This window comes from Mesorhizobium sp. RSR380A, from assembly GCF_054719385.1.
In genome coordinates this window covers 4,192,696-4,215,351 of the sequence record NZ_JBTTIB010000001.1, presented here as the reverse complement: position 1 = coordinate 4,215,351, position 22,656 = coordinate 4,192,696, and the positions used below count along the sequence as shown (strand labels likewise).

Annotated in this window: 16 protein-coding genes; 11 read left to right on the top strand and 5 right to left on the bottom strand. The window is 62.9% G+C overall.

Features of this window, described 5'->3' with window-relative positions:
• Window positions 1–41 precede the first annotated feature (41 nt).
• The 5 genes from ACYG9Z_RS20265 to ACYG9Z_RS20245 all read left to right on the top strand — a co-directional run bounded on the left by ACYG9Z_RS20265 (window position 42) and on the right by ACYG9Z_RS20245 (window position 7,953).
• The gene (locus ACYG9Z_RS20265; protein WP_023692196.1) at window positions 42–800 is read left to right on the top strand and encodes a PP2C family protein-serine/threonine phosphatase; all 759 of its coding nucleotides are present in this window, start codon (window positions 42–44) and stop codon (window positions 798–800) included.
• Entirely contained in the window at window positions 797–3,208 is a 2,412-nt protein-coding gene (locus ACYG9Z_RS20260; RefSeq protein ID WP_023751839.1) for a serine/threonine-protein kinase, read from the top strand. Before ACYG9Z_RS20265 ends, ACYG9Z_RS20260 begins: the two co-directional genes overlap by 4 nt.
• Window positions 3,209–3,219: 11 nt before the next feature.
• The gene (locus ACYG9Z_RS20255) at window positions 3,220–3,681 is read left to right on the top strand and encodes a DUF1036 domain-containing protein (RefSeq protein WP_023667922.1); all 462 of its coding nucleotides are present in this window, start codon (window positions 3,220–3,222) and stop codon (window positions 3,679–3,681) included.
• Window positions 3,678–6,074: a M23 family metallopeptidase gene (locus tag ACYG9Z_RS20250; protein WP_023751838.1), complete on the top strand. Its 2,397-nt coding sequence runs from the start codon at window positions 3,678–3,680 to the stop codon at window positions 6,072–6,074. The genes ACYG9Z_RS20255 and ACYG9Z_RS20250 overlap by 4 nt, the downstream gene beginning before the upstream one ends.
• A gap of 265 nt (window positions 6,075–6,339) precedes the next feature.
• On the top strand, window positions 6,340–7,953 hold the full coding sequence (locus tag ACYG9Z_RS20245; RefSeq protein WP_023695271.1) for a caspase family protein: 1,614 nt from the start codon (window positions 6,340–6,342) through the stop codon (window positions 7,951–7,953).
• A gap of 88 nt (window positions 7,954–8,041) precedes the next feature.
• On the opposite strand, the gene ACYG9Z_RS20240 is transcribed toward ACYG9Z_RS20245, so the two are convergent.
• The gene (locus tag ACYG9Z_RS20240; protein WP_023732205.1) at window positions 8,042–8,578 is read right to left on the bottom strand and encodes an OmpA family protein; all 537 of its coding nucleotides are present in this window, start codon (window positions 8,576–8,578) and stop codon (window positions 8,042–8,044) included.
• Window positions 8,579–8,808: 230 nt separating this feature from the next.
• On the opposite strand from ACYG9Z_RS20240, the gene ACYG9Z_RS20235 reads away from it, so the two are divergent.
• The gene (locus tag ACYG9Z_RS20235) at window positions 8,809–9,372 is read left to right on the top strand and encodes a DUF6931 family protein (protein ID WP_023747976.1); all 564 of its coding nucleotides are present in this window, start codon (window positions 8,809–8,811) and stop codon (window positions 9,370–9,372) included.
• Window positions 9,373–9,430: 58 nt separating this feature from the next.
• Here ACYG9Z_RS20235 and ACYG9Z_RS20230 read toward each other — a convergent pair whose 3' ends face one another.
• The gene (locus ACYG9Z_RS20230; protein WP_031244073.1) at window positions 9,431–10,675 is read right to left on the bottom strand and encodes a caspase family protein; all 1,245 of its coding nucleotides are present in this window, start codon (window positions 10,673–10,675) and stop codon (window positions 9,431–9,433) included.
• A gap of 56 nt (window positions 10,676–10,731) precedes the next feature.
• Window positions 10,732–11,817 carry an OmpA family protein gene (locus ACYG9Z_RS20225; RefSeq protein WP_245259885.1) on the bottom strand — a complete coding sequence of 362 codons (1,086 nt, stop codon included), beginning with the start codon at window positions 11,815–11,817 and terminating at the stop codon, window positions 10,732–10,734.
• A 378-nt stretch (window positions 11,818–12,195) separates the two neighbouring features.
• On the opposite strand from ACYG9Z_RS20225, the gene ACYG9Z_RS20220 reads away from it, so the two are divergent.
• From ACYG9Z_RS20220 to ACYG9Z_RS20205, 4 genes are all read left to right on the top strand, one after another.
• Window positions 12,196–12,843 carry a LuxR C-terminal-related transcriptional regulator gene (locus ACYG9Z_RS20220; protein ID WP_031244072.1) on the top strand — a complete coding sequence of 216 codons (648 nt, stop codon included), beginning with the start codon at window positions 12,196–12,198 and terminating at the stop codon, window positions 12,841–12,843.
• Between the two features lie 336 nt (window positions 12,844–13,179).
• Complete coding sequence (locus ACYG9Z_RS20215; RefSeq protein ID WP_023726320.1) at window positions 13,180–15,987, top strand: DUF5801 repeats-in-toxin domain-containing protein; 2,808 nt, start codon at window positions 13,180–13,182, stop codon at window positions 15,985–15,987.
• Window positions 15,988–16,092: 105 nt separating this feature from the next.
• A complete protein-coding gene (locus ACYG9Z_RS20210) occupies window positions 16,093–17,808 on the top strand; it encodes a type I secretion system permease/ATPase (RefSeq protein ID WP_023726319.1) in 1,716 nt (571 codons plus the stop codon).
• A gap of 3 nt (window positions 17,809–17,811) precedes the next feature.
• Window positions 17,812–19,347 carry an HlyD family type I secretion periplasmic adaptor subunit gene (locus tag ACYG9Z_RS20205; RefSeq protein ID WP_023726318.1) on the top strand — a complete coding sequence of 512 codons (1,536 nt, stop codon included), beginning with the start codon at window positions 17,812–17,814 and terminating at the stop codon, window positions 19,345–19,347.
• A gap of 199 nt (window positions 19,348–19,546) precedes the next feature.
• Here ACYG9Z_RS20205 and ACYG9Z_RS20200 read toward each other — a convergent pair whose 3' ends face one another.
• On the bottom strand, window positions 19,547–20,194 hold the full coding sequence (locus ACYG9Z_RS20200) for a ThuA domain-containing protein (protein ID WP_023726317.1): 648 nt from the start codon (window positions 20,192–20,194) through the stop codon (window positions 19,547–19,549).
• A gap of 256 nt (window positions 20,195–20,450) precedes the next feature.
• Here ACYG9Z_RS20200 and ACYG9Z_RS20195 point away from each other — a divergent pair, with 256 nt between their 5' ends.
• The gene (locus tag ACYG9Z_RS20195; protein ID WP_023667912.1) at window positions 20,451–21,095 is read left to right on the top strand and encodes a YjbE family putative metal transport protein; all 645 of its coding nucleotides are present in this window, start codon (window positions 20,451–20,453) and stop codon (window positions 21,093–21,095) included.
• Window positions 21,096–21,108: 13 nt separating this feature from the next.
• On the opposite strand, the gene ACYG9Z_RS20190 is transcribed toward ACYG9Z_RS20195, so the two are convergent.
• Window positions 21,109–22,494 (bottom strand): FAD-binding oxidoreductase, encoded by a 1,386-nt coding sequence (locus tag ACYG9Z_RS20190; protein ID WP_023751836.1) that lies wholly within the window; start codon window positions 22,492–22,494, stop codon window positions 21,109–21,111.
• Window positions 22,495–22,656: the final 162 nt, after the last annotated feature.

Sequence of the window (22,656 nt, the reverse complement as noted above, 5' to 3'; positions counted from 1 at the left end):
TGGCCAGGCACGTCAGCCAAGGCGTTGCGGAGCGTAGGCAAGTGAACGATGCCGCCTTTGAGAGCTACGGCGTGAGCCACAAGGGCTGCGTTCGTGACCACAATGAGGACAGCTTCCTGGTCGAGCCGCGGATCGGCCTCTGGGTGGTGGCCGACGGCATGGGCGGGCACGAGGCCGGAGAAGTCGCTTCGGCAAGCATTGTCGAGCATCTGGCGACGATCGGCATCGCCAGTTCGGCGCCGGATCTGCGCGCCCGCTTTGAGGATCGGCTGAACCGGGCGCATGCCGAGATCCGCCGGATTTCGCGCTCACGCGGCGTGACCATCGGCTCCACCGTTGCCGCACTGCTGGCCATGGACGGCAGGTTCGCCTGCCTGTGGTCGGGCGACAGCCGCGTCTATCTCGTGCGCAACGCCGCGATCTCGCAGATTTCGCGCGACCACACCGAGGTCCAGGAACTGCTCGACAGCGGCGCGATCAGCGCGGCCGAAGCGGAGAACTGGCCGCGCCGCAACGTCATCACCCGCGCCATCGGCGTCAACGACGAAATCGCCATCGACTTCCAGCAGGGAGAGACCCTTGCCGGCGACATTTTCATCCTCAGCACGGACGGCCTGACGGCGCATGTCAGTGACGCGGAGATTGCGGCTGCAGTGCTCTCGGCAGCGCCGCAGGCTGCCTGCGAAAAGCTACTTTCCATGGTGCTTGAGCGCGGCGGCACGGACAACGTCACCATCGTTCTGGTCAAGATCAGAGACAAAGGCAATGGCCTGTCCCGAGCAGAAGGCCGCGACCGATGAGCTCCGACGACAAGACCCGGCTATTGCCCAACATGGCGGATACCAGCGTCGGCACGCAGCTCAGCGGCATCTACGAGCTCGACGAACGCATCGCGTCGGGCGGCATGGGCGAAGTCTATCGCGGCCACAACATCCAGACCGGCGATCATGTCGCGATCAAGATCGTGCTGCCGGAATTCGCCCGCGATCAGACGATCCTGTCGCTGTTTCGCAAGGAAGCCTCGATCCTCAACCATCTGTCGCATGACGCGGTCGTGCGCTACCACGTCTTCACCATAGATCCCGGCATCGGGCGGCCCTATCTGGCGATGGAATTCGTCGACGGCCAGTCGCTGTACGACGTCATGCGCGGCGGGGCGATGGCGACTCCGGATGTGCGCAAACTGTGCCACCGGCTGGCCTCGGGCCTGAGCGCCGTGCACCAGGCCGGCGCCATCCACCGCGATCTGTCGCCCGACAACATCATCCTGCCGGGCGGCCGGGTCGAGCGGGCAAAGATCATCGATTTCGGCATTGCGCGATCGGCCGCGGTCGGTGGCGAGACGCTGATCGGCGGCAAGTTTGCCGGAAAATACAATTACGTCTCCCCCGAGCAGCTCGGGCTCTATGGCGGCGAGGTCAGCGAACAGTCCGACATCTACAGCCTGGGGCTGGTGCTGGCGGCGGCGCTGCGCGGCAAGCCGATCGATATGGGCGGCTCGCAATACGAGATCGTCGAAAAACGGCGGAGCGTCCCTGATCTCTCCGGCATCGATGCCGATTTCAGGGACATCGTCGAAGCGATGCTGCAGCCTGACCCGGATGATCGACCGGCCAGCATGGCCGAAATCGCCCGGTTGACGCGCGACGACAGCGACGCGACCTTGCCGCCGGCGTCGCTCGCGCCCCGGCCCGGTCTGCCGCGAACCGGGCAGACCGAAGGGCCTGTCTCGAAGGTCGGGGACTCGCCGGCCCAAGGCTTCGGTTCGGCCCCACCAAGCGCCACGGCGGAGCTGTCTTTCGTGCCGCACGTGCGCCCAGCGCACCTGTCGCAGCCGAAACCGGCTGCTGAAACTCCCAAGCGAGCAAGCACACTGCCGAAGCGTGCTACTACAGGCAGAAATCTGACGATCGCGGTGCTGTCGGCGGTGGCCGTGGTATCGCTTGGAGGGCTCTATGCATCGGGTATCGTGGGATTCGGAGACCGGCCTCGCGTCACCGACACCGGGAAGCCGCTCCAACCCGAACTGACAAAGCCGATCGTCGCTGACAAGCCCGTTCCGGACACTGCGCCGGCCAAGAAGACGGTGCCACAGCCGCAACCAGCGGAGACTGCGGCTGAAGATCAGGCCAAAGCGCCGGTCGAGCCGCAGCCGACGCCGCCAGTCGCGTCGAGCGCTACGGCCCCGCAGCCGGCCGCACCAACCGACAAGACCGTCGCGCTGCAACCGCCATCCGGCCCGTCACAGTCCGATGCCGCGAAGAACCCCGAGCCTGTCAGTCCGCCGGTAGAGCCCAAGGCGACAGCGCCGGCCACGCAAACACCTGAACCGACGGCCCAGGCACCCACGCCCACAGCACCGGCGCCGCAACCCACCGCTCAACCGCCCGAGCCCAAGGCGCAGGCGCCCAAGCCGGACACGCTGGCCCCCAAGCCGGACACGCAGGCGCCTGAAACGACCGCAGAGCCCAACCCAAGCCGGCCCGATATCGCCAGCGGCGAGCAGGCCGACAAGCCGGCAGAGCCCGACATTGCCATGAACGTGCCCAAGCCGGAGGTGCCGCCACCGGCCGATGCGGCCGCGGAGCGGGTCACCTGGGTACGCGCCTTCAATGGTGGTGACTGTTTTTTTGCGACGGTGACGTCGGCCGCCGACAAGGGTGTCGCGATCGAGGGCTTCGGCACGTCGGTGCCACCCTTCGAACAGTTGCTTGGGGAATTCCAGGCGAAGTTCCATGTCGAGCCGGATATCAGCGTCCGCCTTATCCAGCCCCCGCAATGCGGGATCACCGGCTTCCTGCGTTTCATGGGCGCGAGCACGGCCGACAGGCCGCAGCTTGTCCTCGACCAGACATCGGTGCCGGACGGCTCGCCGATCGACGGCACGCTGGTGACGCATGGCGGGCTGGTGTCGAGCGTGTTCCTGATCGACCACAGGGGCATCGCCTTCAACCTCGACGACCATGTTGTCGTACAAGCCGACAAGGCGACCTTCTCGATCCCGATCGGGCTCGGCGCCGCCGACAAGGCGGCTGGCAAGGCGTTGCCGCAGATCATCATGGTGATCACCGGGCCGCAGGACATTAAGGCGGCGGACTTCACAACGCCGACGCCGGCCTCGGTGCTGTTGCCCAGGATACTCGACGAGATCGGCGCCAGGAGTTCGGCATTTTCGGCGACCGCCAAATATTTCCGCCTCGGCGGCTAGCACCGACGCCGATGCAACGCCGTCGCCGAGATCCCGTCCTGCTTGCCCGGAACGTGCGCGTGAAGCTCGCCGCGAGCGCGGTCGCGACGCTGTTGCTGGCGCTTCTTTCCACCGGGCAGGCGCGCGCCGAATTCACCGTCTGCAACCAGACGCTCGACGTCGTCAATCTTGCCGTCGGTCAGAAGGTCGACGATGCCGACCAGACCGATGGCTGGTGGACCATCGGCGCCAATCAATGCGTCAACGTCATCCGCGAGGAGCTGACCAACCGCTACATCTACATCTACGCGACGGATGTCTTCGGCCACGCCATTCTGGCAGGCTCCACCGACATGTGCATCGAGCGGCGGCGGTTTTCGATCCGCGGCATCGATGAATGCTGGCAGCGCGGCCATATCGCGGCGAAGTTTCTCGAAGTCGACACGCAGGAACAGGTGCGCTGGACCTTCTTCCTGACCGGAAGCGCACCGTGACGCACAGCATCGACACCAGCTTCAAGGCAAAGAAGCAGGCGCGCGCCGCGCTACGCAGGCGCAGGATCTGGCTCGGGCTGGCGGCTGGCCTGGCGACAATCGTCCTCGCCGCGATTGCCACCGGCTTCTATCTTACCGCCGACTACTGGTCGTTCGGCGACGAGGACGAGGAACTGCATGCCGTCGAAGGCTCGGACGACGTGCCGGCCGACGCATCGGTCTACGTGCCGGCCATCATCGACCTTGCCGGCGACCCGATGTGGATCACACTGGCGCCGGAGGCGGGCGCCGCCAAGAGCCGCGGGATGCCGCGCCCGACGGAGCTCGACCAGGCCGGCATCTCCCCTCAGATCATGGTTCTCTCCGACGTGATGCTGAGCGCCAGCGAAAAATTCATGACGACGATCCCCTCGACGCAGGAGGATTTCGCCTTCTTCCAGGCGCAGCGGAAGACCGCGGTCGCGCCACCCGCCGAACCCAACGATCCGCAGAATGACCTGCAGAACGATCTTCAACCATCGCCCGGCGCGGACGGGGCTCCGGCGGCCTCCGGCCCAGCTCCTGACCCGCAGGCTGCTCCGGGTGCATCGGCGGCGGCCGATGACCCCGAGGCCGGCTGGGGCGAGACCATCGATGAGGGCGAAGCAGCACTCCCCGCCTTTCAGAAGACAGCGGTCGAAAACAACACCAGCGTTGCCAACGTCAGCTCGGAATATCAGCGCTTCGAGGCGACCGAGGACATTTTCGTGAAAATCCTCAACGACCGCAGCCTGGACAGCGTGGCGCTCGATGCGCATTTTTCCGCCGACGACGCAAAGCTTGCCGGCGAGGCGCTGAAGGCGCTGTTCGACAAGGACGGCCTGCAGCCTGGTTATGTCGTGGCGATGCGCGGCTTTAGGCCGACGCGCGAGACCACGACGATGTCGCTGATGCAGGTCTCGATCTACGCCAGGAACGTCTTTGTCGGCACGCTGACACGCAACGCGGCCGGTGCCTTCGTGTCGGGCGTCGACCCGTGGGTGCGCGAGGACCTGTTCAATTATTCGGGCGCCGAGACCGAAGGCACGCAGAAACGGCAATACCGCCTGCTCGACGCGATCTATTCGACGGCGGCCCGCAACAATGTGCCGAGCGGCATCATTGGCGAAGCCATCATGTATCTGTCGCGGGGACAGGATCTGGATGCTTTCGCCAGCGAGGACCAGCGTCTTGTGCTGATCTATTCGCAGACGCCGCGCGGCAAGAACGAGACCGACGGACGGGTGCTCTATGTCGGTATCCAAGGCACGCAAAAGAGCTTGGATTGTTTCGTTTTCCAGCAGAGCGACGGCCAGTTTTCCTGCGTCTCGGGCGATGACCAGGTGCGCTCGCTGACGGTGGCCAACGGCATGGTGACGCCGGTCAACGGTGTCATGACGTCGACCTTCGGGCCGCGCAAGCATCCGATCCTGGGCGTTGTTCGCATCCACAAGGGCGTCGACTGGGCAGCACCCGTGGGGACGCCGATCGCCGCAGCCTTCGACGGCGAGATCATCTTCCAGGGCGACGGCGGCGGCTACGGCAATGTGGTCAAGATCGCCCATGGCGGCGGCCGCGAGACGCGCTACGCGCATATGTCGAAATTCGCCATTGCCAGCGGTGTCGGCACCAAGGTGAAGGCCGGCGACATCATCGGCTATATCGGCACCACCGGCCTGTCGACCGGGCCACATTTGCATTTCGAACTCTACCAGAGCGGTCAGGCGATCGATCCGCTCGGAACAGTGACCGCTGCAATCGCCGTCACTTCCAGCGATCCCGCCGTCGAAACGCTGACCGACCGTATCGTCCACGTCGAATCGGGCGGTAGCGCGCGGGCCAAGAACCCGCTGTCTTCGGCGACAGGCGCCGGCCAGTTCATATCCAAGACCTGGATCCGGATGATGAACACCTATCGTCCCGAACTCGCGCGATCGCTGTCGACCGCAGACCTGCTCGCTTTGCGCTACGACGCCACCATCTCGCGTGAGATGGTGCGCAATCTGGCGCGCGAGGGCGAAGCCTATCTCAAGGCGCGCGGCCATCAGATTACCGCCGGCCGGCTCTATCTCTGCCATTTCCTCGGCATGGAAGGCGCACATCAGGTGCTGGCGTCGCCGGGATCGGCGCAGTTGAGCGCCGTGCTCGGCTCGTCCGTTATCCAGGCCAACCCGTTTCTTGCCGGCAAGACCGCCAGCTACGTCGTCGACTGGGCGGAACGGAAGATGGGCCGCAAATTGCCGACGCCCGCCACCACCGATGCGGGCCAGCAGACGACGACGGAAGTCCGCCAGACATCGCCGGAGTTCGAAAAATACAAGCAGGCGATAACGGCACTGGTCGGCTCGATCCAAAATACTCTTGAGCCGGGCTAGAGCTGGCAGTTCGCCCCGGCTTTCGCCAAGCCGATTGGTTCTGAGGCCGGCCAATGGTATGTTTGCGGATATTTGGGAAGGTTTTTGGGTCCTTGTGAACCAAAACTGTGGCTGGGATCACATACGCCCAACAGCCATTTTGGCAGAAGCGATACAGTCGCTGGTGAAATTTAGCATGCGCAGCCATCAATAACGCGCCCCATTGGGGCGGAGGGCCGATCCCATGAAAGCGTTTGCCGTCCTTTTGAGCGGATTTTTTCTGTTAATGCTGACCGCGCTTGGCACCGTCCAGGCGGCGGCGCCGGATGCCGGTGGCGTCAAACGCGTCGCGCTGGTCATCGGCAACAGCAAATACGTCCATGCCGTCGAATTGCCCAATCCGGCCAATGACGCGCATCTCATCGCATCGACGCTGCGCAATGCCGGCTTCGAGGTGATCGAGGGCGTCGACCAGGACAATGCCGGCATGCACAGCCTGATCAGCAAATTCACCGAGCAGTCCTACGATGCCGACCTCGCCGTCATTTTCTATGCCGGCCACGGCATGCAGGTCGACGGCAAGAACTTTTTGATCCCGGTCGACGCCGAACTGACGTCACCTGCCTATCTCAAGACCCGCACCGTCCAGATCGACGACTTCATGGCCGCATTGCCACCCGACCCGGCGGTCGGCGTCATCATCCTCGATGCCTGCCGCGACAATCCGCTGGCACGCACACTGGCGGCCGCGATGCCGAAGACCCGCTCCACCGCGCTGGGCACCGGCCTGGCGCCGATCGACCCTAAATCAGAGGGCGTCGGCACCGGCGGCATCCTGATTGCTTATGCCACCGACCCGGGCGCCATCGCCTTTGACGGCAACGGCGTCGACAGCCCCTACTCGACCGCGCTCGCCAGGCACCTGACCGAACCCGGCATCGAGATCCAGAGCGCGCTGACGCGGGTGCGCGGCGAAGTGGCCGAGACCACGCAAGGCCGCCAGCGGCCATGGCACAACGCATCGCTGGGCCGCGAGGTTTTCCTTGGCAAACCGGCCGCCGAAGCCGTGCCGGTGGCAAAACCGGCCGCCGACGACGCGAACGCCGCGACAGCGCCCGCCCCTGCCCCCGTCACCAGCGAACCGCCTTCGTGGGAAGTCGAGCAGCGGCTTTGGGACGAGGCCTCGAAGCGCAACACCGCGCCATTCTACGAAGCCTATCTCGAACAGTTCCCGAATGGCCGCTTCGCCACGGTGGCGCGGCTCAACATCGATGCGCTGAACGATCCGAAAGCCCAGGAACGGCAGGTGGCAGCGCTCGATGCCGACGAAGCGAACTCGGGTTCTGCCGTGCGCACCTCGGTCGGCATTTCGGACGACATGAAGAAGGTGCTGGGCACCGAGGCGACGGAGAACGCGATCGGTCTCGATCGCCAGGGCCGCATCGACCTGCAATTGCGCGTCGAGGCGCTGGGCAACGAGCTTGGCCGCGTTGACGGCAATATCGGCGCCAAGACCCGGCAAGCGATCGGCGACTGGCAAGAGGGGAACGGGCTGCCTCCGACCACCTTCCTGACGCGCGAGCAACTGGCATTCCTGGTTATCCAGACGGATCCGATGATGGAGGCCGTGCGTGCCAAGCATGAGGCCGACCAGGCCGGCGTGGACAAGCCGAAAAAACAGATGGTGCAGAAGGCCCGCACGCTGAAGCCGGTGGCGGAAAAGCCACGCAAGAAGCAGTACGCCCAGAAGCCGCGCCGACAGCAGCAGTTCGTGCAGAAAAGGCGCAACCGGGAGGTCGTGCGCGAGGATGAGCCGCCGCCGCGGGACAACAATGATTTCCTGACCAAGGCGCTGATCTTCGGCACCGGCGTAGCGGTCGGCGGCGTGCTCAAGAACTGATCGATCATGTCAAACAATAAAAACGCCGCGTGTCCGTTGGACGCGCGGCGTTGTGTTTGACGACGGCCGGAAGACGCAGCCGGCGAAGCTACTGCGCCTTGATCCGCATCTCGACCCGCCGGTTGACGGGATCGTAGGGATCGGGATTGCGTGGATTGGCCTCGCCGAGACCGACCGCCTTGATGCGGGTGGATTCGATGCCGTTGGATTCGAGGAAGGCGGTGACCGATTGCGCCCTGCGCTGCGACAGCCCCTCATTGTAGGTCGCCGAGCCGGATGCGTCGGTATAGCCTTCGACGACGAAGGACAGCTTGCTCAGCCGATCGTCCTTCAGCGCCTTGGCAAATTCGTCGAGTTCGCTGCGCGCCTTGGCGTCGAGCTCGGACGAATCCAGGCTGAAATTGATCAGCATATCGAGGCCGGTCTTCTCCGGAGGCTTTTCTTTCTGGCCGGTCTTGCTCTTGCACTCGTCCTCGGTGCCGACACAAATCCCGCGTGCCGCGCCGTGATCGATCGTGCCGGCAAAGAACTTCACAATGTCTTCCGATTTCTGAAGTGGGTCGGCATAGACGTGAGTCGAGAAAAGCACGGTCGCCAATGCCAAGACTGAAATGTGCCGCTGCATAACGGTTACTCCCGTTTCGAGCATCCGATTTTCACTCAGGCCCGATCCATGGATCCGGGCCAACTCTTCCTGTTCGACAATGATCTGTCGAGATCACGGTCGGCTGTGGAATATACCAAACCGTGAGGCGTTTGTCTGTGAACAACGTCATGGACATGTGGTGGTCGACAGACTTGACCCGCGCCTCGCAGGCGGGTTGAGTGAGGGCTGGGGGGAGGATAACAGCAGCGATGGTCAACGGGCTTCGATTCCAGACCGCACGCGATCTCTTCGCCGCGAACACGGCTGTCGCCCGGGATATGACGGCTGTTCCGACCGACCAACCCTCGCTCGAGTTCTGCCGCCGGCTGATGGCCGGGCGCATCCCGGAGGAAGCGATTACCTTTTGCGCCTATCTCCTGCCTGACCGGGCCGCAATCTGGTGGGGCCATGAGTGCCTGGGGCATCTGACCGAGCTGCTCGAAGAGCAGGACCTCGCAACGCTGGCACTGATCCAGGAGTGGGTCGGCGACCCCAACAATGCAACCCGCCGGGAGGCTGTCGCCGGGGCGGCGATGACGCAGCAGCACACGCCTGCCGGCTGGATCGCGCTAGCGGCGCAACGGCACATCAATGGCCTGACGCCGCAGACCAACGGGTCGAGGCTGCGGCCGCTGCCGGCTGCGCATGCCGTCAATACCGGCATACTGGCCGGACTGGCGCGGGTTGCGGTGGCGGACCGTTTCTCCGTGCTCACCGCCTTTGTCGAGATGGGCATCCATCTGGCCGAAACCGAGGCGCTGCGCCGAGCCTGATTGCTCTGGATCGTGATGAGATTTCATTGAAATCTGATCCAACCCATTGTTGGCGGTCTCATTTGCAGCCGTTTTGCGCCCATTTGCCGAGTGCCACCTTGAAGCGCGTGCCCAGCGGGTGTTGCAGGCGCAACACCGAGACATCATTGGTGACGTAGGTCTTGGCCTGGTCGCACAGCCGCTCCTCGGTCCATTGATGACAGTTGCTGCACTGGTTGTCCCAGACGGACTTTTCCAGGCCCTCGACCGGACTGAAGTGCGGCTTGCCCTGGATGAGTTGGGCGATGCTCTTGCCGTCGATCGCCGGGTCGCCGAAATTGACCGGAACGTCGAAAAGGACTGGCGCGTCCGAGCCCAGCTTCGGAATTTCCTCACGCAGCTGTTCCAGCGCCTGCTCGCCGGCGTCCGCACCCGGCGGATTGGCGGCCGCGCCGGTGCGCGCCTGCGTATCGCCTTCGGGCGCAGCCGCGCCGGAATCGCCGACGATCAGCGGCGCCTTGAGATCGACCTTGTGAAGCACGACATCGGTGGTCAGCGAAACGTTGACCCAGGGCTGCTGGCGTCCGGCTGTGGCCTTGAACACATCCGACGTAACCCGGTTCATCGCTTCGGTGATCGAGACGTTGACCTCGCCGATATGGGCAAGCAGCGCCGCCGAAAATGGCGAGTGCTCGCCCGGTCCGTCATAGGCGAGCTGGTTGGGACTGGCAGCGAAGGCGACCAGCGTGCCGGCGCCGCCATTCTCGATCGGTATTTCGGCAAGGCCGCTGCTTGCCGTGCTGTCGCCGCCAGTCTCCTTGGCAAGCACATCGGCGAGCGGGTTGTCGCGGCAGGCGTCGAGGAACACCAGCCTGATGCTGGTCTCGCGCGACATCTGCCGCAGGATGAAGTCCACCTGCACGGCTTCGAAGTCGAGCGAGGTCTCGTCTTCCAGCGCCGCATCGACAGGCAGCAGGTAATTCGTGCCCGAGACCTGCAGGCCATGACCGGCATAGAAGAACAGCGCGATATCGGCGCCACGCACCTGCCGCGCGAATTGCGCGATCTTTTCCTGCGTCTGCGCCTTGGTGAGATCGAGGCCGGAGACGATTTCGAAGCCCAGCCCCTTCAGGCGATCGGACATTGCCTGCGCATCGTTCACCGGATTGGGCAGCACCGGCGCGTTCCGGTAATGGGAATTGCCGAGCACCAGGGCGATGCGGCGTTCGGCACTGGCCGCGGTCATGGTAATGGTCATGGTCAACGCAAGCGCCAGCACGGCGAGGCCGATGCCGCGCATGAAGTTGCCGCAACTTGCAATCATGTCCAAACGCACCGGATACCTTTTCGGTTGACGGGCCTTCTCAGTTAAGGACCGGCTCAGTTGGAGAGCGGCGTGGCGGAGAACTCGATCCGCCGGTTCAGCGCCTTGTTCTTCGGCGTATCGTTCGGCGCCACCGGCTTTTCCTCGCCATAGCCGGAAGCCGTGATCTGCGCCGATGGAATGCCCGCAGCGATGATCGCGTCGGCGACCGCCTTGGCGCGCCGTTCCGACAGGTTCTTGTTGGCCGTCGGCGAGCCGTCGGAATCGGTATGGCCCGAAACCTCGACCTTCAGTTTCGGACATTTGCCGACGACGCCGACCACCTCGGCCAGCAGTGGGCGGCTCTTTTCATCGAGCCGAGCGCTGGCTGGGCGAAAATAGACGGCGCCGGTGCGCGACAGCACCTCGAACCTGTTCAGGCATTCATCGTCGCTGAAGGACGTCTTGCCTGCATCTGTGGCGACCGGCCCGGCATCGGCTGGGGCTGCGGCCGCGACGGCAGGCGTGGCCGCAGGCTTGGCGCCATCAGCGGTGAAGACGAAGTCGAACGACACCGAAGCCGTCGGGACGATGCTGCTGACATTGGCCGCCTGCTGGAGTTTTTCGATGTTGGGCAACAGGCCGAAATCCTCGACATGCACGGCGACCGGCGCCTCCGAGGCGATCGACACCATGCTGTCGGTGATCATGGTGACCACGACATTGGCCTCAAGGTCCTTGTCGACGCCGTGCAGGCTCAGGCGAAACGGGATATGCGCGCTCATGCGCCGTTTGGTGGCGAGATCGGCAAAAGCGGCGGGATCGACTTTCGCCGTCACTTCCGCCGTCGGGAATTTGAAGGTTTCGAAGAACAGGAAGCGCATGCGGACATTGCGAAGGTCGATGCCGGTGTCGACCGAGTTGAGGTCGAACGTGACCTTGGCGGCGCCATCCGATGTCAGCGTGCCCGAGAGGTTCCTGATCTTGTTGGTTTCGACAATGGTGTTCTTCTTCACCGATTGATAGGTGAGCGTCGAATTCGCCGGATCGAGCGTCCAGTTCGGCTTCGCATTCGCCACTTCCGGTGCGAGCAGCAACAGCCCGAATACAGCGGCGACGAGAGCAAGGGCGCCGACGATGCGCCGGCCCTTTGAGAACGGCATTCGTTGCCGAAAAAATCCGCCGACCTCGAACATTGATGCCCCGCCTCAGGACAACAGACCTCAGTTCCGATCACGGCTGTCGAACGCAGTGATGCCAGCGAGCATAGAACATATGATTTGGCTTTGCGAGTAGCTCCGCCTGTCTGCCCAAGGGGAGAAGACAGCTCAAAAATCCGTCATCACTGGCAGCTTAACAGGCGTCAAATCCAGAGGCGCCTTGCGCGATCACGAGCGCTTCGGCGGGCCTGTCGAACGCAGAAAATGCCATTCATAACCTTGAATATACTACAATATTAGCAACTCCTTGACAATCGACCGAAGCTCTGGTTTCTTGACATATTAAACAAAGTTCGTTGCGTTTTTTACGGACGTGTTCCCATGTCGAGCTTGGTAGTCGCGGACCCGCGGGGGGTGTATCTCGCCGGTCTGGAGTGGGTTTTGCGGAAGGCGGGACACAGCGTTGTCGCAGAATGCCACCACACGATTGAGGTTCTCCCCTTGGTGGAGCGCCACCGGCCCGATCTTGTCATCATAGGGTTGGATGGTGTGGACCGGCAGACGGCCGGCCTTTCCGCAAGGCTGAGAGCCACCAGCAGCCCTTTGGGCATCATCTACATCCTGCAGCCAAACGGCGGATTCGACTTCAACGAAATCCCCAAGCTCGATGCCGACGGCCTGCTGATGGACGGCATCAGCCACAGCTACCTTGTCGAATGCGCCAATGCAGTGGCAGGCGGCCGAAAGTGGGTCGACGACCATATCCTCCAGCATCTGCTGACGCCGAGATCGCTGCCTCAGCGCGCGCCAAAGCTTACTGGACGCGAGACGGAAGTCGCCGGCCTTGTTTCACGCGGCCTGCGCAACAAGATCATTGCGCAGCGACTGCATGTATCCGAAGGCACGGTGAAGATGCACCTGCATCACGTCTACGAGAAGCTCCGCCTCGGCAGCAGGGCGGAACTCGCCTGGGCGACTTTTGGCGAAGCTTCCGACCATCTGGGACCAAGTCACAAAAGCGGGCTTTGATCCTACCTTCGGCGAGCTGGCAAGGCAGGCTGCGTCGACAAGATGCCGACAAAAGGCCGGAAACCCACGGCATATCGATCGATCCATACCAACGCGGTTGCCCGCGAGCGCCTGTCGCGGCTCGATCTTTCGAAGGATGTATATCGTTCGATCAGGTAGGGGCATTCACCATAACACTATCGAACCGCGAATGGACGCGTCCTCTGCGTCGGCGGCACAATGGAGGATAAACGGCCGCAATTCTGTGCGCCGGCGGATGCCCTGGGGTAGGTGCATCCGACATCGGGTGGGGGTGAACCCCTTTTCTTGATGTTGTTCAAAAAGGGGAGAATCTCCATGGCAATCGACATCACAGCTCATGACATCATCATCGATGAGAGCGCTGGCCTCACGGACAATGATATTGACCCATCCGATCCGCTGTACAGCACCAACACCACGCTGCAATATCTGCTGAATCTTGGCACCGCGCTGGAGGTCGCCTTCAAGGAGGACTTCGTGGTGGCCTCTGCGGACCCAGGGGAGACCATCACCTCGGTCGTTCTCGCCCAGGACTCTTCGGGAACTGCGTTTTCACCCACCGACGGCGCGGTCACCGGCATCCGGACGGTCGATGGCAATTATGTCTGGCTGTTCCAGGACCCGAACAATGCAGACGTCGTGATCGGCGTCATTGGGACCTCTGACCCGACCTCAGTTGGCGAGCCCGATCCATTACTCGATCCCCTCGCCTTCTCGTTTGCGCTGGACGGCGACGCGGACCTGTACCTGGTCCAGTACGTGGCGTTGATGAATCCGGACCCTGACAACGCGGACGTCGATCTAATCGATCTGGATCAGCTAGTCTACGCCTCGGTCACCGGGACCAGCGTCCTGAATTTCAGCTCGCTTGGTGACGCCCCTCCCGGACACAACAAGTGGTATATCCTCGACGCTGACACGGCGAGCACGCAGAAGATCCTGGTCACGGCTCATGACAATGGCGTACAGGCTGAAGTCAATGTCAGCACGCAAGGCCTGGGCGTCTCATCACAAGACGTGCGCTTTGGCCGTGAGCTTCAGATCGACCTGATCAACGGCGGCACCCAGAGCGCCGGCAAGAACTTTACCAACACGCCGACCGCGCCGAACTACACAGATCACATCGAGACCGTCTCCACCGCGGGTTTCTCGATTTCGCAGTCTACTCCGACCCATACCGTGGCTGACATAGAGGTCCACGCCTACAACAATGATGACAACGCGAAAGGCGCCACGTTACCGGGTGATGACAACGATGCGGAAGTCAACATCGCCTCAGTGACTTTCAAGCTGAACGGCGTGGTAACGGATGCCGCCACCCTGGGCATCACGGTTGATTACACCAACCTGGGAGTGATCCTTCACAATGTCGGCGAGGGTGTGACGGTCGATTTCACCGCAGACGCAACCTTTGACCGCTTCACTATCAAGAACATTGACGAGCAAAAAGACTATTTCGATGTCAAGGAAGTGCATTTCGGCACAGATCAGACCAACGTCGCCAGCGCAGAGGTCGGCTCCTTGATCAACTTCGACGATGACGGCCCATCGATCGTGCCGTCCGGCAATGACGTACCGACCCTGGTGGTCGGCGATTCGGACTTCGTTACCGACGACTCGACCAGCTTCGCGGCGCTGTTCACGCCGAACTTTGGCGTCGATGGACCAGCGGCCACCGACGATGTGACCTACACGCTGGATGTACTCGGCGGCGGCAGTAACGTCGCCAGCGGCGTGTTCGATACGCTCAGCGGCCTTGAGGTGCTTCTCAATGTTGTCGGCGGCGACATCGTCGGCACTGCCGGCACGGATGAGGTGTTCCGCATCTCGGTCGATGCCGACGGCAACGTGACCCTCGACCAGTCGCGTGCGGTTGTCCATGGCGATCCAACCGATCCCGTAGAGGCGGACACTCCGGTCATCCTTGCCGCCAACCTGGTGAGCCTGACCGCAACCGCAACCGACGGCGACGGCGACAGCGCGCACACCTCGGTCGACATAGGCGGTGCCTTCACCTTCGAAGACACCGGGCCGGCAATTGCTGTGGAGAACGCAACCGGTGACTACGACAGTGGCGCCCATGGCACCTGGACGCACGACCCAGGCGCCGACGGGTTCAACCTGCTGGGCGTAACGCTGGACGATTATACAATCGACTCCAACCCGACGGTAACGTCGGGCCTATCCCTGACACCGGACGCGGCAGACCCTTACACCTTCACAGGCTCGATCCACGATGACTTCAACGGCGACGGCACGGCTGAAGACGTGGACTTCACACTGACCTTCGATCCGGTCAACGGCACTTACGACCTTGACGTCGACACCCCTCCCGGAACGATCACGACCTTCGACACCACACAGGGTTCGCTGAAGGCGGGCGGTCCGGACGCGGTGCAAACGCTGCAATTCCCGCCGACCGGTCACGACGGTGACGTCATCTTCTTCAGCAATCTGGTGACCGCTCCCCTGGAGAATGGGGCGGGCAGTTTCCCGAACGACATCGAAGACCTGGTCAACAATGACCCTACCGAGGCAACGCTGGAGGGGTATGGTGCCACTAGCCTGATCAACAGCTCATCGAAGATGAACGTGTCGACTTCGGGCATCGGCGTCAACAACAACAACCTCGACGGCAAGAGCGGGGGTACCCCGCTGTTCGCCGGCACCTCAATCACCTCGGGCGACGAGAGCTTCGTGGTCAATCCCCAGCAAGACGTGGATAAGGTCACGGTCTATATCGACAACTCCGTCGGCGGCTACAACCCGGCTACGGAAGACCTCTATTACATCGTCTACTATACGGACGGTACCGTCAGCGGTCCTACCGACGTGACGGCGGGCATGCTCAGCAATGCCCCGCGCCACGACCCGCTCATTCCTGACGTCGCGGAGGGCGGGAAGTACTTCGAGATCGACGGCGGCGCGAAGCAGATCGAGGCGGTCCAGCTCATCATGGGCGTGGGCACCGTCAAGATCCCCGTGATTCAGTTCTCGCTCGAGCAGGAGTCCAACCCGGCGCCGCTCGACCTGGATTTCACGGCCAATCTCGTCGACGGCGACAATGACAGCTTTACCGACACGTTCTCGGTCCATGTCGACGCCCCGGACGGCATCATCTGACCCGACACCGGGCGGGCGCCTTTCCTGGCGCCCGGCCGGCACAATCCAAAGCATCACAATGGGGGGCGAGCCGTGCCGCAGCCAAGACCGCAGTTCGAAGAGGTAATGCATCTGGCCCGGCGCCAGGCGCCCGCCCTGCTCATCTTCAGCCTGCTTGCAAACGTCCTGATGCTCGCCAGCACCGTCTACATGCTGCAGATCTACGACAGGGTGCTGTCGAGCGGGTCGATCGACACGCTGGTGTGGCTCACCCTGGCGGTGATCGGCGCGATCGCCGTCTATGGCCTTTTGGAACAAGCCCGCCGCATGATCCTCGGCCATATCAGCCAATGGCTCGACGACCAGTTGAACGTCCCGGTGATCGAACGAGCCATGGAGGCTCGCCTCGCGGGTAGCAACGTCGAGGCCGGCCTGAAGGACGTAGCGGACCTGCGCGGTTTCGTCGGTGGCGACAGCATGCTGACCTTTCTCGACGCGCCGTGGACGCCCGTCTTCCTGGCTTTCATGTGGCTTCTGCACCCAGCACTGGGCGTGCTCGGACTCATCGGGGCGATCCTTTTGTTCTGCGGCGCGCTCGCCAATGATTTCTTTACCCGCCGCAGGAGCCAGGAAACGTCGGCAGAGCTGCGTCGCAACCAGGTCGCGGCCGGCCAATACATCGATGGCGCTGAGACGTTGCGCTCGCTCGGCATGTCGGGCTCGGCGCTGCAGCGCTGGGAAGAAAAGCAGCAGTCGTTGATGACCATCCAGGCGCAACTTCTCGGTCGCACGACCAGCATCGGGAGCCTGTCGCGCTCGCTGCGCATGGCCCTGCAAGTGGCCGTGCTGGGACTTGGCGCCTACTTTGTCTTGCGCGGCGAACTGACGGCCGGATCGATGATCGCGGCATCGGTACTGCTGAGCCGCGCGCTTGCGCCGATAGAACGCTCGATCGGAGCCTGGCGCAGCCTGGTTACCGCTCGCACCGCGCGTCGCAACCTCATGCGCCTGTTCGCGGACACCAATTCTAGGCAGGGCGGTGAAGTGACCTTACCCCGCCCGCAAGGCCGGCTAAGGCTCGAGAACGCACACTACCATGCGCCGGGTACACAGCAGGCCCTGATGAACAAAGTATCCTTCAACGTCGAGGCCGGCGAGACCTGCGGCGTGATTGGTCCGTCGGGTTCCGGCAAGACCACACTTTGCCGCCTCATGGTGGGAACGTTGCGGCCTTCGCTCGGTCATGTAAGGCTGGACGGCGCAGAGCTCGCGAGTTGGCCTTCGGACCAGCTTGGAATGCACATCGGCTACCTGCCGCAGCAGGTCGAGCTGTTTCCGGGAACGATCGCCGACAACATTGCGCGCTTGCGCGATGTCGATAGTGCCGCAGTGATCGCCGCGGCGCAGGCCGCAGGTATCCACGAGACGATATTGCGGATGCCAAATGGCTATCAAACGGAGGTGGGGCCGCATGGGGCGCGAATCTCGCGTGGCCAACGTCAGCGCATCGCTCTCGCCCGGGCGCTATTCGGCAATCCCGCGCTCGTCGTGCTCGACGAACCGAACACTGGCCTCGACGGCGATGGTGAAATGGCTCTGTTCAATGTTCTTCACCATTTGAAGGAACGGGGCTGCACCGTCATTCTCGTCAGCCACCAGACGAACCTGCTGCGTACGGCGGATCATGTCGTTTTCATGCACGACGGCACCGTTAAGATGTTCGGCACGCGCGACGAGGTGCTGGGCGCGCTGGGCGGTCACCGCAAACCGACTGCCGTGCCGTCGTCCGGGCAAGACAAGACCAGCGTCGTCGTTCCGGCAAAATTGAAGGCGGCGGAGTGAGCCATGAGCGACCGATTTAGCGACCTGTCGAAGATGATGGACATGCTGATGGCCAGCCTGCGTGACGTGCTGGACAGGTTAGTTGTCGCTGCTGGAGATCTAGCTGCGGCGGCTTCGAACCGTTTCGACAGCCTGGACGTGCCGGCGCGCGCCGCGCTGGCTGCAACTGCCACCGCGCTGTTCGTGCTCGTGCTTGTCGGGCTTGTCGGGCTTGTCCGGCGGCGTTCGTCTGCATATCGCGATAGCAAGCGCGACCTGAATCGCCGGACGCGTCCAGCGCGTATACTCGGCTATTTCTCCGCGCTGTTCTTTGTCGGCGGCATCGCCCTCTGGTCAGACGTGGCCCTCCTGGCCAGCGCCATCGTGGCCCCCGGCATCGTCAGCCCGGACGGCTACCGGAAGACCGTTCAGCATCTGGAGGGCGGCATCATCGGGATGATCCACGTGCGGGATGGCGACAAGGTCACAGCGGGCCAGGTTCTGATAAGCATGAAGACGACCGATGCACAGGGCCGCTACGACGAGCTGCATGAGCGCTACATTCGCTTGCTGGCGGTCGAAGCGCGCTTGGGTGCGGAGGTTGCCGGAGAAGATCAGATCATTTTTCCCAAGGAACTGACATCGGCTGACAACCAGGCCGGGCAGAAAGTGGCCGCTGAAGAGCAGGAACTGCTTCGCAGCCGCCTTGCCACTCGCGAGGGGCGCGAGCAGATCCTCAACAAGCGGATACGGCAGATAGAGGAGCAAATCACCGGGTCCAGGGAAGTGATCGCAGCCGAGGAGGAGCAACTGGGGCTGATCGACCGCGAGATCGCTTCGGCACAGGAAATGTACAAAAAGGGATTGGAGCGCCTGCCGCGGATCCTTGCGCTGCAGCGTGCCCAGGCCGACATCCGAGCGAGCCAGGCGTCGAACCGGTCGCAGGTCGCGCGCAACGAACAGCAGATCGGCGAGACCGAGCTGCAGCTTCTCAATTTGCGGCAACAGGATGGTGAGAAAGCGAACGAGGATCTTGGCAAGGTGCGCGGCGATCTGGCCGAATTGCGGAGCCTGTTACCCTCGCGTCAGGATGTGCTGGCCAGGACTGACATTGTCGCGCCGATCGCGGGAACAGTGATGAACGTGCGTGTCACAACTGAATCTGGCGTGATTTCCAGCGGCCAGCCCCTCCTCGATATCGTTCCGAATGGGTCCAACCTGGTCATCGATTCACGGATCAAGCCGCGGGACATCGACATGGTGCATCCGGACATGCCGGCACGCGTTGTGCTGTCAGCCTATCCAACACGGCATCTTCCGCAAATCCACGGGTTGCTCACCTCGGTATCGGCCGACCGGCTGACGGACGAGAGGACCGGAGAACCCTATTTTCTCGCCAAGATCAAAGTCGATATGGCTGACCTCGCAACCCTCCATGACGTAAAATTGTCGCCCGGCATGCCTGCCGAAGTGATGATCCTGACTGGCGAGCACACACTGCTCGACTATATGCTGGCGCCGGTTCGCGACTCGCTCAATCGAGGATTCAGAGAGAATTAGAGTCTTCTACTTTCCCGTATCCCGACGCCATCCAATCCTCCGAAAAGCCGCCCGTCGAACGATACGGCTCGAGTGTCATGGCATTGGCGATTCCTTCGCCAGCGCGCCCCCAGCAGTGTCGGGAGCGCCGCTTCGCGGAACTGGACGATCGCTATAAGCAATCCGTCCCACTGCGCTCAGCTTGACGCCAAGCCCGGGATCAGGCCGATCGGCTTGCCCACAGCACCCCACGCTCGAGAATGGTGCGCATTTGCGGCACGGAAAACTCATCCGCGGTGTGGCCGAGCGCGCTGAAGAAGACGCGGCCCTTGCCATAGCGGCGCTTCCAGACCACGGGCATGACGACGCCGTCGATGAAGTCGAGATGCTCACCGCTGAACGTCGTCGTCGCCAGCACCTCGTTGCTCGGGTCGACATGCATGTAATACTGCTCGGAATGGTAGGCGAAACCCTCGATACCCCTGACGATCGGATCGTCGCTGATGATGTCGACACGGTAGTCGATGATGTCGCCGGGGTGCGCGACCCATTGGCCGCCGGTCATGAACTGATAGGCCGGTTCGTTGCGAAAACTGTCGCCCATGGTGCCGTGGAAGCCGGCAAGGCCGGTCCCGCCGCTGACGGCGGCGGTGAGGTTTTGCAGCTCCGGTTTATCGATCGTCGACATGGTGATCACCGGCACGATCAGATCGATGGCCGGGAGCTGCGGATCGGCGAGCGCCGATGTGCCCTCTTCTATCCGCACTTCGAAGCCATGCCCCGTCAATATCTCGCTGACGACAGCGGCGCTGCGAGCCGGCGTGTGGCCTTCCCATCCGCCCCAGAAAATCAGTGCCGTCTTGCTCATGCTCGTCTCTCCTTTGGTCGGCAATATTGATAGGCAAGCGGAACGCTTTTGTCTTCCTTCCATGATGGGCATTCTGGGACGGGCATTTCTGGTCGGAAATCACGAACCGGCGATGAATTCCGTGGATGAGGACCGATTGGCCGCGCTGGCGTCTTGTTTCAATACCGGGCTGCACTCAAATCAGCTGTCTTCGCGTTGCGCAGACATCGGTCCGATGCGCCCGCAACCAGCCGGAGCCTTCCGGGGAGACCGCTTTATGAGTTTCGACCAGACGACTGTCGCCGCCTATCTGGAAGTCATCACCATCAACCTTGTGCTGTCTGGCGACAATGTCGTGGTGATCGGCATGGCGGCCGCAGGCCTCGCCAAGGCGTTGCGGCAGAAGGCGATCATCGCCGGCATTGCCGCGGCGGCGGTGATCCGCGTCGTCTTTGCGGTGATCGCGGTGCAACTGCTGGAAATTCCGGGGATCATGCTGGTCGGCGGCATGCTTTTGTTCTGGGTGTGCTGGAACATGTTCCAGGAGTTGCGCTCGGCCGGCGACGGCGAGGACGTCGACACTGAAGCCGTAGCACTTGCGACGGCGCGGCCGGCCAAGGCGCTGCGCACCGCGATCCTGCAGATCGTCGTCGCCGATGTCTCGATGTCGCTGGACAATGTGCTGGCCGTGGCGGGCGCCGCCGCCCACGACATGAATGCGCTGGTGTTCGGTCTCATCCTGTCGGTGGTTCTGATGGCGGTCGCCTCGACGCTGGTGGCGGCGCTGCTTGCCAGGTATCGCTGGATCGGCTGGCTCGGTCTGGCAATCATCGTCTATGTCGCGGGAAATATGACTCTGGACGGCGTCGAGCAGATGAGAACGGTCGACTTACACGCGCTGCTCTCGCCAGTTGCAAGCTAGATTCTCCTGGCGATCAAATGATATCGAAAATCCGCCCTGGGTTGAGAATGTTGTGCGGATCGAACGCCACCTTCAGCCGGCGCATGGCTGATATTTCGGCGTCGCTGCGCACGAGGTTCAGCCATTTCTTCTTGTCGAGGCCGATGCCGTGCTCGGCCGAGACGGCGCCACCGCATGCCGCCACGCCGCGATAGATGATCTCATAGGCGGCCGCCGGTTCCGTGGTGTCGACCTGATAGTGCAGATTGCCGTCGCCGAGATGGCCGAAGACGTAGATCTCGGCGCGGCTGTCGACGGCGTGGATCGCGGCTTCGGCGTTGCGCAGGAAACCCGCCATGGTCGCCAACGGGATGCTGATGTCGACGCCGATCATGCCCTCGATCGCAAACAGGAAGCGGTTGGCCTCTTCGCGCACATCCCATAGCGCACGGAATTCGCGCGGCGACTGCGAGACGACCACGTCGGCGACGATGCCGTCCTCGACCGCCTGCATCAGCACCGAAGCGAAACGCTCGCCGTCCAGCTCGGCCTGGTTGCCCTGGATCTCGGCCAAAACATAAACCGGCGCGCCGGCAGGCAGCGGCGCCGGCGCGGCCATGCCGGCAATCATGGCGCCGTAGAGCGGCGAGAAGTTTACCTCATAGGCCGAAAGCAAGGGCCCGAGCCGCTGCTTGAGCAACCCCAGCAACGCAATCGCCGCCTCCAGCGAGCCAAGTGCGCAAAAGGCGGCAACCTCGGTGGCGGGCTTGGGATGCAGCCGCAGGCAGGCGCGAGTAACCACGCCCAGCGTGCCTTCGCTGCCAATGAAAAGCTGGTTGAGATCGTATCCCGAATTGTCCTTGGCCAGGCCACGCAACGAAGTCAGGATCGAGCCGTCGGCAAGCACGGCCTCCAGCCCCAGCACCTGGGCGCGGTACATGCCGTAGCGCAGCACGCGAATGCCGCCAGCATTGGTGGCGATGTTGCCGCCGACCGTCGCCGTGCCGCGCGCGCCGATATCGACGCCGAACATCAGGCCGGACGCATCGGCCGCTTCCTGCACCATTTGCAGCGGCGCGCCGGCTTCCGCGATGATGGTTGCCGCGGCGCGGTCGGGCGCTTCGACCGCGGTCATGCGCTCCAGCGACAGCACCGCTTCGCCCGGCTGCACGCGCGCGCCGCCGGCCAGCCCGGTGCGGCCGCCATGGACGACCAGCTTCTGGCCGATACCACTGCATAGGCGCAGGATTTCGGCGACGTCGGCGGCGTTGCGCGGACGCAAGACCAGTTCGGGCTGGCCGCCGCCCTTGCCGGAGAGGTCGTCGCCATAGCGCGGATCGATAGCATCGCCGATCACAATCGCGGCGGCATCGAGCCGACGATATAGCTGGGAAAGAAGCCGATCGATCTGTTGTGTCATGGTGCCTGGACTTTTCAGCGCTCTTTGTGACCGAGACTTTGATGCGCGACAATTTTCGCGTCAATTGAACAAATTTACGCACGGTATAATCTGTCATTGCGCGTTGAACCCACTGACGTTTCCTGTAAATTTCGTCTGCCGTTGCGTGGCGGACGCGCCGGC

Excerpts from the sequence above, each read along its gene's own strand:
- ACYG9Z_RS20205 (WP_023726318.1), top strand. The coding sequence starts at position 17,812 with ATGAGCGACCGATTTAGCGACCTGTCGAAGATGATGGACATGCTGATG.
- ACYG9Z_RS20190 (WP_023751836.1), bottom strand. The coding sequence starts at position 22,494 with ATGACACAACAGATCGATCGGCTTCTTTCCCAGCTATATCGTCGGCTC.
- ACYG9Z_RS20255 (WP_023667922.1), top strand. The coding sequence starts at position 3,220 with ATGCAACGCCGTCGCCGAGATCCCGTCCTGCTTGCCCGGAACGTGCGC.
- ACYG9Z_RS20200 (WP_023726317.1), bottom strand. The coding sequence starts at position 20,194 with ATGAGCAAGACGGCACTGATTTTCTGGGGCGGATGGGAAGGCCACACG.
- ACYG9Z_RS20235 (WP_023747976.1), top strand. The coding sequence starts at position 8,809 with ATGGTCAACGGGCTTCGATTCCAGACCGCACGCGATCTCTTCGCCGCG.
- ACYG9Z_RS20230 (WP_031244073.1), bottom strand. The coding sequence starts at position 10,675 with ATGATTGCAAGTTGCGGCAACTTCATGCGCGGCATCGGCCTCGCCGTG.
- ACYG9Z_RS20260 (WP_023751839.1), top strand. The coding sequence starts at position 797 with ATGAGCTCCGACGACAAGACCCGGCTATTGCCCAACATGGCGGATACC.
- ACYG9Z_RS20245 (WP_023695271.1), top strand. The coding sequence starts at position 6,340 with ATGCTGACCGCGCTTGGCACCGTCCAGGCGGCGGCGCCGGATGCCGGT.
- ACYG9Z_RS20215 (WP_023726320.1), top strand. The coding sequence starts at position 13,180 with ATGGCAATCGACATCACAGCTCATGACATCATCATCGATGAGAGCGCT.
- ACYG9Z_RS20220 (WP_031244072.1), top strand. The coding sequence starts at position 12,196 with ATGTCGAGCTTGGTAGTCGCGGACCCGCGGGGGGTGTATCTCGCCGGT.
- ACYG9Z_RS20210 (WP_023726319.1), top strand. The coding sequence starts at position 16,093 with ATGCATCTGGCCCGGCGCCAGGCGCCCGCCCTGCTCATCTTCAGCCTG.
- ACYG9Z_RS20240 (WP_023732205.1), bottom strand. The coding sequence starts at position 8,578 with ATGCAGCGGCACATTTCAGTCTTGGCATTGGCGACCGTGCTTTTCTCG.
- ACYG9Z_RS20225 (WP_245259885.1), bottom strand. The coding sequence starts at position 11,817 with ATGCCGTTCTCAAAGGGCCGGCGCATCGTCGGCGCCCTTGCTCTCGTC.
- ACYG9Z_RS20195 (WP_023667912.1), top strand. The coding sequence starts at position 20,451 with ATGAGTTTCGACCAGACGACTGTCGCCGCCTATCTGGAAGTCATCACC.